This is a genomic window from Paenibacillus sp. NEAU-GSW1, from assembly GCF_009737085.1.
Classification (GTDB): Bacteria; Bacillota; Bacilli; order Paenibacillales; family Paenibacillaceae; genus Pristimantibacillus.
In genome coordinates this window covers 70143-85469 of the sequence record NZ_WOVL01000008.1, presented here as the reverse complement: position 1 = coordinate 85469, position 15327 = coordinate 70143, and the positions used below count along the sequence as shown (strand labels likewise).

At 50.1% G+C, this 15327-nt stretch carries 8 protein-coding genes and 1 pseudogene; 6 read left to right on the top strand and 3 right to left on the bottom strand.

Annotation, left to right across the window (positions count from 1 at the left end):
• Positions 1-38: 38 nt before the first annotated feature.
• From GOM71_RS07785 to phoU, 5 genes are all read left to right on the top strand, one after another.
• Entirely contained in the window at positions 39-1028 is a 990-nt protein-coding gene (locus GOM71_RS07785; RefSeq protein WP_253944750.1) for a PstS family phosphate ABC transporter substrate-binding protein, read from the top strand.
• 218 nt (positions 1029-1246) lie between these two features.
• Complete coding sequence (gene pstC / locus GOM71_RS07780) at positions 1247-2110, top strand: phosphate ABC transporter permease subunit PstC (protein ID WP_483311027.1); 864 nt, start codon at positions 1247-1249, stop codon at positions 2108-2110.
• Between the two features lies 1 nt (position 2111).
• On the top strand, positions 2112-2990 hold the full coding sequence (gene pstA, locus GOM71_RS07775; protein ID WP_156279517.1) for a phosphate ABC transporter permease PstA: 879 nt from the start codon (positions 2112-2114) through the stop codon (positions 2988-2990).
• Positions 2991-3016: 26 nt separating this feature from the next.
• A complete protein-coding gene (gene pstB / locus GOM71_RS07770) occupies positions 3017-3796 on the top strand; it encodes a phosphate ABC transporter ATP-binding protein PstB (protein WP_253944749.1) in 780 nt (259 codons plus the stop codon).
• A gap of 28 nt (positions 3797-3824) precedes the next feature.
• Positions 3825-4490: a phosphate signaling complex protein PhoU gene (phoU, locus tag GOM71_RS07765; protein WP_156279729.1), complete on the top strand. Its 666-nt coding sequence runs from the start codon at positions 3825-3827 to the stop codon at positions 4488-4490.
• A gap of 75 nt (positions 4491-4565) precedes the next feature.
• Here the strand turns inward: phoU and GOM71_RS07760 are convergent, their stop codons facing one another.
• The gene (locus GOM71_RS07760; protein WP_156279515.1) at positions 4566-5786 is read right to left on the bottom strand and encodes a HupE/UreJ family protein; all 1221 of its coding nucleotides are present in this window, start codon (positions 5784-5786) and stop codon (positions 4566-4568) included.
• 278 nt (positions 5787-6064) lie between these two features.
• Between GOM71_RS07760 and GOM71_RS07755 the strand changes: the two genes are divergently transcribed.
• On the top strand, positions 6065-12616 hold the full coding sequence (locus GOM71_RS07755) for an S-layer homology domain-containing protein (protein WP_156279513.1): 6552 nt from the start codon (positions 6065-6067) through the stop codon (positions 12614-12616).
• Between the two features lie 124 nt (positions 12617-12740).
• On the opposite strand, the pseudogene GOM71_RS25120 reads toward GOM71_RS07755, so the two are convergent.
• Positions 12741-13762, bottom strand: a pseudogene (locus GOM71_RS25120) (transposase).
• Positions 13763-14197: 435 nt separating this feature from the next.
• Positions 14198-15196, bottom strand: coding sequence for an HD domain-containing phosphohydrolase (locus tag GOM71_RS07745; RefSeq protein WP_156279511.1), 999 nt, complete (start codon positions 15194-15196; stop codon positions 14198-14200).
• Positions 15197-15327 lie beyond the last annotated feature (131 nt).

The window sequence follows — 15327 nt, the reverse complement described above, 5'->3', positions numbered from 1 at the left end:
AAAACAAGCAGAAAAGAATGCTATAAGGAGTGGTAGAGTTGGTTAAAGGTAAAGGTTTTAAGGGGATCTTGATGGCAGGTATGGTGGCAATGCTCGTATTCGCAGCAGCATGCGGCAACAACTCGAGCAACTCGAACGGTGAAACGAACACTGGCTCGAACAATACAAGCGGTGCAGAAGCGGCAGATGTGAAATTGTCTGGCGAAATAAAAATCGACGGTTCCAGCACCGTGTTTCCGCTGACTGAGGCAGCAGCTGAAGAGTTTAATAAAGAGAATCCGGATGTTCGCGTTCCGGTAGGCGTATCGGGTACAGGCGGCGGCTTCAAGCAGTTCTGCGCCGGCGAAATCGCAATTGCCGATGCATCCCGTCCGATCAAAGACGAAGAAGCTGCTGTATGTAAAGAAGCAGGCATTGAATACACAGAATTGACTGTTGCATACGACGGCTTGTCGGTTGTTGTGAGCAAAGATAATGATTTTGTCGATCATTTGACTGTTGAAGAACTGAACAAAATTTTCGTAACAGGCAGCACGGTCAAAACGTGGCAAGACGTTCGTCCTGAATGGCCGGCTGAAGAGATCGTAATGTTCTCCCCTGGCGCAGACTCCGGCACTTATGACTATTTCAACGAAGCAATTCTTGATAAAGCGGGCATCCGTAACGATAAGCAAATCAGCTTTAGCGAAGACGACAACACGCTTGTAAACGGCGTTTCCGGCAGCAAAGGCGGCATTGGCTACTTCGGTTTCGCATACTACGAAGAGAACCAAGATGCGCTGAAGCTTGTTCCGATCGACGGCGGCAGCGGTCCAATCGAACCGTCGCATGATTCGATCAAAGACGGATCTTATGCTCCTCTTTCCCGCCCGCTCTTTATCTACGCAAGCACGAAAGAGCTTGAGCGTCCTGAAGTAAAAGCATTTGCGGAATACTACATCAACAACATCGGCGCTCTTGCAAGCGATGTGGGCTACATTGCGCTTCCAGAAGAGAAGTACACGGAAGAAGCGGCTAAACTTCAATAATATGCAATCGTGACGGCAGGTGGTGAAAATGTGGTGTCTCGAGAGACATCACATTTTTCACGCCGCATATGTTAACGAATTGTAAAGGTCGAGAGGAGGCCGACATGCAAACTGAAGCTATTTATGCAGATGACAAGCCGCAAATAAGCGGGAAACCGCGTATGCAGCCGGACGGACAAAGAGGAAAGTACGATTTCAAGAACAAGCGAATCGACGTCATGAACAGAATGATGCCTGTCCTGTTATTTTTGTGCGCATCGATTTCGATTTTAACGACAATTGGCATAGTTATAACCCTTATAACCGAAACCTATCAATTCTTTCAAAAGATACCATTCCTTGATTTTATATTCGGCACCAAATGGTCGCCGCTCATTACGCCAAAAAGCTTTGGCGTCCTGCCGCTGCTGAACGGCACGCTTATGATTACGTTAATTGCCTGTCTCGTTGCGATTCCGCTTGGGCTGGCCAGCGCGATTTATTTGTCCGAATACGCGCCAAAGCGCGTTCGCAGCGCAATTAAGCCGACACTGGAAGTGTTGGCGGGCGTTCCGACCATCGTATACGGCTATTTCGCACTCAGTTTTATTACGCCGATTATTCGCGATATATTTCCTGGTGCGGGCGTGTACAACGCGCTTAGTGCAGGCATCGTTGTCGGCATTATGATTATTCCGATGGTTTGCTCGCTCAGCGAGGATGCCATGTCCTCTGTGCCGAGATCGCTTCGAGACGGCGCATATGCGCTCGGCGCTACACGTCTTGAAGTCGCGCTTAAAATCGTTGTGCCTGCCGCTTTCTCGGGTATCGTTGCCTCGGCCGTTCTCGCTTTTTCCAGAGCGATCGGCGAGACGATGATCGTAACGGTTGCCGCAGGCGCCACGCCGACGCTGACGGCTAATCCGCTCGACAGCATTCAGACGATGACCGCTTATATCGTGCAAGTCAGCTTGGGCGATACGCCGCATGGAACAGTCGAGTACGGCACGATCTTCGCCGTCGGCATGACGCTCTTTGTCATTACGTTCCTGCTCAATATTCTTGCCCAATATGTCGCAAGAAAATTCCGGGAGGAGTATTGAGATGAGTTCGATTTTTCAAGATGCCAACCGCAAACAAATCGCCAATCGCCGCAGCAAGGACGTTGTCCTGCATTTAGTATTCATTGCGGCAACCTCGATCGGTATACTCGCTTTGTGCGCGCTTATTATTGATCTGTTAGTCGACGGTTTGGCGCGGCTCCAACCGGAGCTGTTCACCAACTTTCCGTCCCGTAAAGCGGAGCTTTCCGGGATGAAGTCGGCAATTGTCGGCTCAATCTATATGCTGTTAATTATGTTGCCGATCTCGTTTATTCTCGGTGTTGGCGCAGCTATATATCTGGAAGAGTATGCCGGAAAAAATCGGTTTACCCGCCTTATCCAGCTTAATATCAGTACGCTTGCAGGCGTTCCTTCCATCGTATACGGCATACTGGGTTTAACCTTGTTCGTGCGGCTGATGGTGCTTGAACGAAGCCTCATTGCCGGCGCGCTTACGATGACGCTTCTTGTTCTTCCGATCATTATCGTCTCGGCGCAAGAGGCGATTCGCGCAGTGCCGAAAGCGCGCCGCGACGCTTCGTTTGCGCTTGGTGCGACGAAATGGCAGACGGTTGCCCGTTCGGTGCTGCCTTCGTCCTTATCCGGTATTTTAACCGGCGTTATTCTGGCGATGTCGCGTGCGATCGGCGAAACGGCTCCGCTCGTCATGATTGGCGCAATGACGTATATCAACTTTCTGCCGAACGGCTTGAAGGACTCTTTTACCGTAATGCCGATTCAAATTTACAACTGGATTTCCAAGCCGCAAGATGAGTTCAAGGAATTGGCGGCAAGCGGCATTCTTGTCCTGCTGGCTTTGCTGCTCATTATGAATTTCTCGGCGATTCTGCTGCGGAATAAATATCAAAAGAAATATTAATCGAGTATGACGGAGGAGAATGAGAGATGGCTACGACGGCAATGGTTCAAGCACAACCGCTGATCAGCATTGAGAAGTTGAATTTGTATTACGGAGCCTTTCACGCATTGAAAGATGTAACGCTGACCATTCCGGAGAAGGCGATTACCGCTTTTATCGGGCCTTCCGGCTGCGGAAAATCGACGCTGCTTCGGACGTTGAATCGGATGAATGACATGATTCCGGGCACGCGTATCGAAGGAAGCATCGCAATCGGCGGCACTGAGCTGTATTCGAACGAAGTCGATGTGGAGACGCTCCGCAAAAAAGTCGGCATGGTATTCCAGCAGCCGAATCCGTTCCCGAAATCGATCTACGATAATATTGCATACGGCCCGCGCCTTCACGGCATTCGCAGTAAACAGCAGCTCGATGAAATCGTTGAAACGAGCTTGAAGGCAGCCGTTTTGTGGGATGAAGTAAAGGACTACCTGAAGCGTTCGGCATTCAGTCTGTCCGGCGGACAACAGCAGCGGCTTTGCATTGCCCGCGCACTTGCGGTCAACCCGGATATTCTGCTGATGGACGAGGCGACTTCCGCCCTCGACCCGATCTCGACGCTCAAAATCGAAGAATTGGCTCAGGAGCTGAAAGACCGCTACACTATCGTAATGGTAACGCACAACATGCATCAGGCGGCTCGTGTATCCAATCAGACCGTGTTCTTCTTGAATGGCGAAGTCGTTGAATTCTCGGATACGGAAAAGCTGTTCTCCAATCCTACGGATCAACGGACGGAAGACTATATTAGCGGACGCTTCGGCTAAGCTTATCTGAGGGGGATCATAAACGATGATGACGACACGCAAGGAATTCGATCTGGGATTGGAACAGCTTCATAATTTGCTTGTAGATATGGGCGCTTTCGTTGAAAACGCGCTATCGCAATCGATCAAAGCGTTGAGTGAGACGGACGTTAGGCTAGCTCAACAAATTGTGTCTCAGGATGTAAAGCTCAATCAATTAGAGCATGACGTAACAGAGCTTGGCTCGAAGCTGATTGCGACGCAGCAGCCGGTTGCTAAAGATTTGCGCCGCATTTTATCCGCATTCAAAATCGCTTCCGACTTGGAGCGCATGGGCGATCTTTGCGTTAATATCTCCAAACTGGTCATCCGATTGGAGGGTCAGCCTTTAATTAAGCCGCTGATTGACCTGCCGCGTATGGCTGAAATCGTGCAAACGATGACGTATGAAGCGATTCAATCCTTCGTACAGGAAAATGTTGATCTTGCTTATAAAATGGCAAGCGACGATGATCAGGTCGACGCGCTGTGCGCGCAGATTTCGAGAGAACTGCTGTCGATGATGATGGAAAACCCCCGCAATATTACGCAAGCATCCGTGCTCAACTTCGTCGCGCGCCATATCGAGCGGATCGGCGATCATGCAACCAATATCGGCGAGAGCGTCGTTTATCTCGTAACGAACTCACGTCCGGATCTTAACGTCCAGCACTAATAATGATGAAAAAAGCCTGTCATCGATTCCGCAAGGAGACGACGACAGGCTTTTTCGGTTTGGCAGCGGCTTCAGCTAGCTCGACAATCGCTCAATTAGCCAGAATGCGCCGGCTGCAGCGATTAGTACAGAAGCGGCTTGCGCGGTGCGAAAATAGCCTTTGAATTTTTGACTGTAGCGCAAGATAGGGATTGTTGCAGCGACCAGCAGCAGCTGGATGACTTCGATGCCGATATTAAAGCTCGCTAAATCGATCGCGATATATTTAGCCGGGATGTTCATGCCAAGCAGGATGTCGGCGAAGCCCATGCCGTGAATAAGTCCGAATGCAAATGTAATGAGCCATCGGAAACGTATTTTTTTGAAAATAATATTTTCGATCGCGACATATATAATACTGAACGCAATTGCGGCCTCGATGAATTTTACCGGCAAATGAATGATATCCAAAAAGGTAAGCGTCAGCGTTATGCTATGCGCGATTGTAAATGCGGTAATAGTAGCGGCGTATTGCTTGTAGGACTGTTTGCCGAGCAGCAGCGCGAGCAGGAACAGCAAATGATCGAAACCGCCTAAAATATGTTCCATGCCAAGCTTGAAAAAGGAAGCCCAAGCGGACTGGGAAGTGCCTGGCGACGATCCTTCAGTTTTGCCGGCGGCGGGAGAAGCTGGAGCAGAGGCAGAGGCGGCATTTTGTTCGGTTAACTCTTTCTGCTGAGCGGCATTTGACTCTGAAGCTTGTCCTTGTTCGAGTTGCGGCTCTGCAAGCAGCATCGTCCAATCGCGATCACTGCCTTTCAGAATCGCTTGCGTTATATCTTCTCCGTTAGTGGCAACGACGAAATTGGTATAGGCCGTGTTGCTGTCGTTGTAGTAGAGTCCATCGTTCAGTCGTACGGTCTGGCCGTAGGAGACGGGCGGAAAAATAAATTGAAAGGTTAAAAATACTGTGCCGTTCCTATCCTCAAACGCAACGCTTTCGGACAGGGGTGCTTGCTGACGGTTATCGACTTCAAAGACGATCGAGTCTTCAATTAAATGAATGATCGAAATTTCGTTTTCTGCCAGTTCTGCTTGCTCCAATTTTCCATTGTTATTTCCGTCGACGGCGACGTTCTCTATTAAGGACAATTCGTCGATTGAAAAGCTGAAATCTGTCTCATCTTCTTTGAAATGTATATCGGTATAGCTGGCGCTTAAAGGATGAGCGCTTGCGGAAGGAATAAAGCCGATTAGCGGAAAAGCGGCAATAAAGAGACATGAAAGAGTCTTTCGGATTGCGGACTTACGACTCATCTGAATCCTCCTCAATTTATATTAGATACATATAAGAGAGTATACGTTGCTGCTTGCCATTAATATGAATTTTAGATTCCGAGTGAGTATGATGTCAATTAAAATCACTAGAATCCAAAAATAGTTTACATAAACTTAACATTTGTCAAGGGTGGCTATTTACAAATCAAAAATGGCGTGTATATTTTTAACTATAACCTAACAATATTTTACTCCTAGTTAACAAAACCGTGTTATGTTTTTGTTGTTTTTGTTCTTATTCGTCGGGAGGGTGGTATATGTTAAGGGTAGCTTCGAACGGCAGCAAAAAGTGGACAAGTCTATTGTTGATTGCGGCGATGGGGGTCGGAATGTTCTCCAGCGTCGGAATTCGAAAGGCTGAAGCAAGCGTTGCGGATCATGTTGTCATTAGTCAGGTCTATGGGGCGGGAGGAAACGCCGGGGCTCTGTATACGAATGATTTCATTGAGCTGTATAATCCGACGAATGGCGATGTTTCACTTGCAGGATGGTCGGTGCAGTATGCAAGCACGAGCGGTACTACCTATAACATTACCTCATTATCGGGAACGATCAAAGCGCACGGTTATTATCTTGTTCAAGAAGGGGGAGGGGCTGCCGGCTCCGCGCTTCCCGCGCCGGATGCTAGTGGCACGCTTTCCATGGCAGCAGCCAACGGCAAGGTTGCTTTAGTCTCGTCTACTGCCGCAATTGCTAGCGTTGCAGGAGAAATAACAGCTCAAAATATTGCGACTCTCGTAGACTATGCCGGTTACGGGACAGCCAACCAATTCGAAGGGGCGGGGGCGACAGGAGCCATTTCCGCGACAACGTCAGCTATCCGCAAAGCATCAAGCAGCGATACGACGGGCAATACGGGACAAGGGGCAGGATACGATACGAATAACAATAACAGCGATTTCGTCGTGGCTGCGCCAAATCCTCGAAACTCGGCGGTCATTCAAGTTCCCCCGTCTGACGGGGAAATGCCGGTAAGCTCGCTCCCATCCGGGAAAAATATCATTTTGACATCCGGTGGGTTAACCGGCTTTGCGGGCGCGGTTCCTGCGGATGCAGAGGTCTCCATTTATGAAGCGGATACGGAGGCGTTATTGACTAGTGCAGAGGCAGATGCATCCGGCGTTTTCCAAGCGGCCGTTGATGAATCGATAGCTTCGGTACTTGTTGCGGCTACGGAATCCGGAAAGGCGGAAAGCGAGAAGCTGCTAATTGTTAAGGCCGCGAAAGCGGACCCGGTTACCGTTAACAGCTATGTGGTGGACGGAGATTCGGCAGGGACCATTGCAGGGGCAGCTGCGGCAGCGAATGCGATAATATCGGTTTACTCTGATGAGGCGTTGACGGCCAAGCTGACGACTGCATCGGGTGCAGATTACGTTACGGCAGGCGCGGACAAAACATTCACTTATAAATTGAATGACGCGCCGGAAAAAGTATATGTGACGCAAACGCTGCATACGGCTAATGGCAGAGGACTTGAGAGCGATGCTGCGGAAGCGGTCATGCTCGACACTTCCGGGGTGACGCCGATCAGCACGCTCAGAATTGTTGATGCGGCAGGCTCGCCGGTGAATAAAGGATTGACCTTTACGATTGAGGGCGTTGCAACTGTCGCCAATAATGTGCTTGGAACAAATACGTATTATATCCAGGATGAAACAGGCGGCATCAACATTTTCGGCGGAACGACATCGGGCTTGACGATCGCCAGCGGCAATAAATTGAGAATGACGGGCTCCGTAATTTTCTACAACGGCTTAACAGAATTTCAGCCGTCTTCTGTGGAAGCAGTGAGTGCGGATAACGTCTTGCCAGCTGCGGTCCAGTCGAGCGTAACGGATTTGTCCGGCTACAGCACGGCAGAGCCGCTAGAAGGCAAGATCGTTACGCTGGCGGCGACGGTAACGGCGCAGACCGCCTCGGGCGCTCATTTCAACATTACCGTTCAAGATCCGGCAAATACGAGCAAAACGGCCACTGTGCGCGTCATGTCAACGACCGGAATCGATGTTTCGACGATGCTTTCCGTCGGAAAAGCCTATTCGATTACCGGTATAGTCGGCCAATATGATTCGAGCAGCCCTTACACGACGGGCTATCAATTGTTCCCGCGTTCGTCAGCGGATATTACGCCGTCGCTCAATATCGCGCATACGCCGTTGACGGAAGCTTATATTGGCGTCGACGTGGATATGTCAGCCGCCGTCGAGGGTGCGATATCGGCTTCCCTTTACTATCGTTCCGTCGGTTCGACGGTTTACACGAAGACGCCGATGGCTCTATCTGCGCCTTCCGTTTACACGGCAACGATATCGCACGCGGCTATCGGGAATACGAATTTTGAGTACTATATTGAGGCTCAATCCAGCACGGCCATAAAAACTTCCGGAACCGCGGAAAGTCCTCACGTCGTAACGTTGGTGACCGATGTCAGCGGACCGGAATCCGCGGATATGGCGCCGCAGCAGGATGAAAGAGTCGAAGCCTACCGTCCGAAAGTAACGGTCAAGCTGAAAGATTTGAGCGGTATCCAATTGGAGTCGATCACGTTATCGGTCGATGATGCAGACGTAACCGACGCCATTGTCATCACGCCATCTTCCGGCGCAAACAATCAAGTGACAGTATCCTACTTGCCTGCAAGCGACTTGGCTTTGGGCGAACATACCGTAAAGGTTGCTTCCGAGGATGTGAGAGGAAATAACAGTGAGGCAGCGTGGACTTTTACCGTGCTGGAGCCGTTTACGGGCGGCAATCATTATCGCGGCACGACGCATAATCATACCAACATCTCGCATGACGGGTCCGGCGCTCCTGAAGCGGCAGTGCTCGCCTCGCAGAAATACGGCTATGATTGGTTTGCCTTCTCCGATCATTCGCATGATATCGATTCGGATCTTTTGAATACCGACGGTGTGAAAAATGCCGACGGCATGGATGAGCGGACTGGCGGCGCGGACTGGCAGCTGACCAAAAGTCTTGCTGATCAATATACGAAGGACGACGAATTCGTCGTATTCCCGGCGTTTGAAATGACATCAACCACATGGGGACATTCCAACGTTTTTGGCACGGAAAATTTTATTGACCGGAAACAGAACGGCGGCATTTACAATACAAGTTTGAGCCAGTATTTCGCATGGGTACTGACGCAAGATGAAGCTGTTGCCCAATTTAATCATCCGGATGCGCCGACAGGCTCGTTCAACAGCTTTAAGCCTTACAACAGCGAAGTGGATAAACTGTTTACGATGTTTGAGGTCGGTAACGGCTCGGGACATTACTCCTACGCGAATGCCGAGAAAACGTATTTTAACGCGCTTGATCTTGGCTGGCATATCGCTCCGACTTACGGCGAAGACAACCATGATGCGACGTGGGGCCAAACGATGCAGCGGACTGTAATTGTCGCGACCGATTTGTCGCAGCAATCGCTGCTGGATTCGATGCGGAAAATGCGCGTGTACATGACGGAGGATCCGAATTTCACGCTCGATTATTTGGCAAACGGCACTTACATGGGCGGAGTCGCGCAAGGAAGAACGTTGAATTTTGAAGTGACGGGCAGCGACTCGGTAGCCGAGAGCAATACGATGCCGGAATACGATTATTTGGCGAATTCGTACGTATCCGACGATAAGGCGGCGTTAGTCGAATTGATTTCCAATGGCGGTACAGTTATCGACACTTATACACCCAATACAGCATCGTTCGAATGGACGCCGTCTGTTGAAGTGGAGGGCGGTCAAAAGTGGTACATGATTCGAGTGACGCAGGCTGACGGCGAGCGCGTCTATTCCGCCCCGATCTGGTCGGAAGAGGTTCCTGTAGACGTTAAGATTGCCAGTGTCGCGGTTGAAGGCTCCGCTTTGGTTGAAGGGGTGGCGGCTAACATCAAAGTAGACGTCGGCAATGCAGGCACGGAAGACGTAGCTGCGCTGAAGGTTGATCTGTACTACGACAGCGCCGATGCGGCACATTTGATTGGCGAAGCGACAATTGATGTGCTGGCGCGTTCATCGGTGAAGACGGCGGCCATTGCTTGGGCAAATCCGGTTGCTGGCGAGCATCGCCTTATCGCGGTCGTTTCGGCGCCTGAAGGCGACAATCCGGGCGATAACCAATTTGCCATTGATGTGACGGTGAAAACGCCTCTTGGCATTACTGTCATGATTGACGCGAAGCATCGAAATGAGAACACTTCGACGGATACGGGCTCTTATCCGAACAAGCTGGCTAATTTCAGAACGATGCTTGTTCAAGAAGGCTACACAGTAGTGGAGAACAAAGAGACGCTGACGGCGGACGTATTGTCCTCGGTTGACGTATTGATGATTACGCATCCGGGCGTTGATCTGACGGCAGATGAAAATGCAGCGGTAAAAGCTTTCGCTGACGGCGGCGGTTCGCTCTTTATCGCCGGAAAAAGCAATTTTAGCATCGATCCGACGATTAACAACGATTTGCTGGAGCTCGTTGGCTCTTCGATCCAAATCGCGAATGACGGCATTTTTGACGATTCCAGTACGGGCAACTTCTGGAGCACGCCGGCTACCGCTAAGTTTGCTGTAAAACTGTTCCCGAACATTGTGGACAATTACATGATGGACGGCGTTCCGTACATGGAGTATTACAGCGGCTCAAGCTTGTATAAAGTCGGCGGCTTGCCTTTGACGAACAGCGAGACCGTAACGATTCTCGCGAGCGGCAACGAAACGACTTATCAGAACAATATTAAATCGCCCGCCTATACGTACGATAATGTGTCCGATACGGCAGGCGGCGGGGCCATTCCGGCGATCGCTTCCGAAACGATCGGCAATAGCCGCATTGTCGTTACCGGTATGAACGTCGTAAATGATTTGCAATGGGACGATTCGTACGGCGATATCGGCAACAATGACTTCGGATTGAATGCGATCAATTGGCTTGCTGGCAGAGGGCCGTCCGTATCTAAGATCGGCGATGCGAGGACGATGCCGGACGGCGCTGACGTTATGGTGCAAGGCAAAGTAACGACGGCTGCAGGCGTATTTTTCGATGCGTTCTATTTGCAGGATGAAACTGGCGGCATTATGGCATTTAATGAAGTTCCGGACGGCTCGCTGAAGCTTGGCGATACCGTTCGCGTCTACGGGGAAACGCAAAGCTTCGAAAACAACAAGGAGCTGATATTTGATTCCTTCGCTAAAGACGTAGTTATCGTCGAATCGGGCGAGGCGGCAGCGCCGAAGGAAATGGCGACAGGCGACGCGGATCTCCCGGCGAACCAGGGGCTGCTTGTTAAGGTAACTGGCAAAGTAGTGTCTAAATATGATGATAACTCGTATTACGTCAATGATGGCAGCGGCACGGTACTTGTATTCGCGGACGGTTATATTGTCAATCAGTCCGGCGTTTCCGTCCCTCAGGTGGAACCTGGCGATACGTATGAAGCGGTTGGAGTGCTCGGCGGCTTCTCGGAAGGAAGCCGGATTCGGGTGCGCGATACGAGAGAGCTGAAAGGAACGAAAGCGGAGCAGCCGACGGCGACGCCAACGGCAACGGCAACGCCTACGTCGACAGCGACACCGACAGCAACGCCGACGGCAACGGCAACGCCTATGTCGACAGCGACACCGACAGCAACGCCGACGTCAACGTCGAATCCGACGCCTGTGCCTACTTCGGGCAATGGAGGAAGCACGACGGAGCCTGGCAAGCTGGAGCAAGCGATAGAACAGGCGAATTCTGATCAAGCGGTGTTTCAGTTAGATGCGAAAGATGGCGGACGCGCGTTGTTTGGCCCGTCAGACCTGGCGTTGTTCCTGAAGCAAACCGATGTGAAGACGATTCTAGTTCGTACATCTGCAGGCGAATATACGCTGACAACGAGCCAAATTCAGTTGGATCGACTGGCGCAGCTGCTAGGAGTGCCGGTTGGAGATATTAGTCTCGCACTTGATATTAAGACAGACGGAGAAGCGATTGAAAAGGCGAAGGCTGCCGGCATGAAAGTGCTAGCGTCAGGCGCGTTTGTCTTATCGGCACAGACCGGCGGAGGCAAAGCCTTACCGATTAACGAGCTGGGCCAATACGTCAGCCGGAAGCTCGAGTTGAAGGGCAGCTTCGATTCTACTTCAATCGCGGTTGTGCGAGTCGACAAGGATGCCAACGGCAAAACGGTCTATACCTCGGTGCCATTTAACGTTTCTGGCAATGAAGTCGAAATTTTCAGCCGTACTAACGGAACATTCCTTGTTGTGCAAACGGACGCGCACTATGAGGATACAGTAGACCACTGGGCGCAAAAAGAAATCGAAGCGCTGGCTCAACGATTAATCGTAAACGGCGTGAATGACGATCAATTCAAGCCTGAACGATTGATCACCCGGGCTGAGTTTACGGCGCTGGTTGTGCGTTTGCTTGGTCTTTCGCCAGCTGATGGAGCTAACTCTTTCGCTGATGTGGAGGACAGCGACTGGTTCGCCCGGGCTGTTGCGACAGCAGCGGAAGCGGGGCTGATCAGCGGCTACTCGGACGGCGGATTTAAACCTGATCAAACGATAACGCGTGAAGAAATGGCCGTTATTCTTTACCGCGTAATGAAATTTGCGGGTTACGCAAGCAATCAAACCGGCAGCAATGAATTTGCAGACGGCGAGCAAATTCAAGCCTGGGCGGAAGAGGCCATTGCTGCTTTAACCCAGTCGGGTGTCGTGAACGGCAAGCCGGACAACAGGTTCGACCCGGAAGGTGAAGCTACGCGTGCGGAAAGCTCGGTCTTGCTCTTCCGCATGCTGCAATTGTTAACGTTTGGCGGTAAGTAAACTGCACAATAGCAATAGTAATTTACGAGCAAAGGGGCGTCTCAAAAGAGGTTCGCTCGCTAGAGAAATGGCTCGCATCAGTAAATTAAAAAAGTGAATTTCATAAAAATAGCGTTGCGGAGAGCTATCCCTGCAACGCTATTTTTAGATTTTTATCCTTTGCAGCTTTCTTCAGCAAATGATGGGCAAGTGAAAGCCACCCGACCTCTAGGCTGACTTTCGGCAAGCCTCGAAGCAGGAACCGGCGGAATCCTCGGTTATTCTTGATTTGGCCAAACACTCTCTGGTTTGTGCATGCGTCGAACCGATAATGCATCGCTCTTTAATTGTTCCCTCGCTTGTCGTTTGAGGCGAAGATATTCCATGCTAACCTTTATTTCACGCTCGCCTTGTGCCTTCGTACATCGTTCCTTCAGCGGACAGCCTTCACAGAAAAGGCTGCGATAATGGCGAGTGGTAATTTCTTAACCACTTTCCGTGGTACTTCTGCTTTCATAACGGAATAGAAGTTTCTGTCCTGCTGCGCATGTCCACGTGTCTTCTTTTTCGTCATACAACCAATGCTCGAATTTGCTAATGTCTTGCTTCCACGCTTTGGTGTTTTCTTTGTAATAGGTATTATATATTTCTGCAGCCGTGGGAGAAAGTCTTTCCGCACTAGGCGAACAGCTCTCTTCAATGGTAGCGAACAAGGTCTGCACTTTTTCTTGCAGCTTTACCTTCTGTTTGACGACAGCTTGGCTTGGCCCCAAACAAAGGTGTAGCGGTTCACATTCGCTTCGATCTTTGTTCCATCCACGAAGTCATGTTCGAGCTTGACGTAGTTTTCATCGATGAGAAGCTGAAGTACTGAGGTATAGACAGTCTCCAGCACGTCTTTCATCCGCTCCGAGCGGAAACGGTTAATGGTGCGAAAATCCGGGCGCTGCCTAGCGGCAAGCCACATAAACATGATGTTTTCACGAACCGCTTTCGCGATTTGGCGAGAAGAGTAAATGCGCTGCGTGTAGGAAAAATGATGACTTTCATGAGCATCTTGGGGTGATAGCTATCCCGGCCACCTCCGGGATAAGCTTTCGTGAAGAGATTCATATCTAAATACATAAGAAGCCTCTCTTTATTAATGTGGTTGGGTGGTACCTCCATTTTAACAAGGGTTGGCTTCTTTTTGTTTGAGCAATTTATGAACAGGTTAAGGGTAGACGGAGCATTTAAATGATTCTGGAGAAGCGTCAGCGTTCGTTTTTGTGAAGGGATCCCAACCTTGCCTCGTTGATTCAAAGGAATCCCTGAGCAATGGCGATCGGAAGAACATTTAAATGGGCAGTCTGCTGCTTAGCCCAGATAAAAACAGGGGTGTCCCATCGTCATTTTCATGACTTTTGGGACACCCCCTTCTTAGTTTCACAAACAAGGCCTGAAACAGCCTTGTTTGATTAGAAATCTAGAAATCTACAAAGAACACACCAAACGGAGCAGTTCAAATGATTTCGGAGAAGCGACGGCGTTCGCTTTTCGATCAGGATGTCCGCGAACAATCGCGATCGCAGGAGCATTCGACTGTGCAGTGAGTATGTGATCCTAGTAATTAGGCAGCAATCCCTCTTCCGCGAGCGACATGAAGGAGTCGACGACGGCAGGGTCAAACTGCTTGCCCCGCTGCTCCGCTAAATAACGGAGCGTCGTTTCTATATTCCATATTTCCTTGTACGACCGTTTGGTAGACAATGCGTCGTAAACGTCGACAACGCTCACAATCCGCGCTTCAAGCGGAATAGCATCGCCTTTCAAGCGGTGCGGATAGCCGGTGCCGTCCCATTTTTCATGATGATGCAAAATAATGTTTTTTGCCGTTTGCAGCTCCTTCTCAAACAGTTCATCGTCCAGCTCGGCAAAAATTTTATCGACAATATCGAGACCGATAATCGGATGCATCTCGATAATGGTTCGCTCATAATCGGCTAGCGATCCGGGCTTGTACAAAATGCCTTCGGGGATGCCCGACTTGCCGATATCGTGCAAAATGCTGGAATTTGCGATTCTGGCAAGCTCAGCCTTTGAATAGCACAAATTCATTCGTTCATTGTGGCGGTCTACGAGCAAATCGGTTAGCTGCTGCACGCGCGACAGATGCGCCTCCGTCCCCGGATCGCGGATTTCGCAAGAGATCGCCAGCACTTTAAGCAACGAGCCTTGCATGCGGCTGACCCTCTCGTCATCCAAGTACATGCCTTGGTCGAGCTGTTCCAGCTCCCGGAAAACGCCGACGTAATAATATTGCCCGTCGATTTCGAATGGCGTAATCGTAATGGAGGAATGCCAAAGCTTACCGCTCCGTTTTCTGTTCGTGAATACGCCAGACCATGGCTTGCCGGAGTGAATCGCTGCTTTCATGTCGGCATGGACGCTCTGGGACGTGTAGGATGTGCGAAGGATGCCGGCTTTTTTGCCCAATATATCTTTATGCTTGTAGCCTGTAATGCTTTCGTAGGTTTCATTAACATTGAGAATTGTGTGGCTTGCATCAGTGATAATGACAGCATCGGCCAGTTTCAGAAAAGGAGCTAAAGTTTCGTTCATGCTAATCTCTCTTTCTCGCTGACGGTTAGAAGACAGCCTTCATTTTAACATAGATTAGCAGAATATCCCTTTCATTCTTTTGACAAAACATTTACATATTGATAGATTTCCCTTCACATTCTTTAGGTAAA

Coding starts and splice junctions, on each gene's coding strand:
- GOM71_RS07760 (WP_156279515.1), bottom strand. CDS start 5,786: ATGAGTCGTAAGTCCGCAATCCGAAAGACTCTTTCATGTCTCTTTATT.
- pstA (WP_156279517.1), top strand. CDS start 2,112: ATGAGTTCGATTTTTCAAGATGCCAACCGCAAACAAATCGCCAATCGC.
- pstB (WP_253944749.1), top strand. CDS start 3,017: ATGGCTACGACGGCAATGGTTCAAGCACAACCGCTGATCAGCATTGAG.
- pstC (WP_483311027.1), top strand. CDS start 1,247: ATGAACAGAATGATGCCTGTCCTGTTATTTTTGTGCGCATCGATTTCG.
- GOM71_RS07745 (WP_156279511.1), bottom strand. CDS start 15,196: ATGAACGAAACTTTAGCTCCTTTTCTGAAACTGGCCGATGCTGTCATT.
- phoU (WP_156279729.1), top strand. CDS start 3,825: ATGACGACACGCAAGGAATTCGATCTGGGATTGGAACAGCTTCATAAT.
- GOM71_RS07755 (WP_156279513.1), top strand. CDS start 6,065: ATGTTAAGGGTAGCTTCGAACGGCAGCAAAAAGTGGACAAGTCTATTG.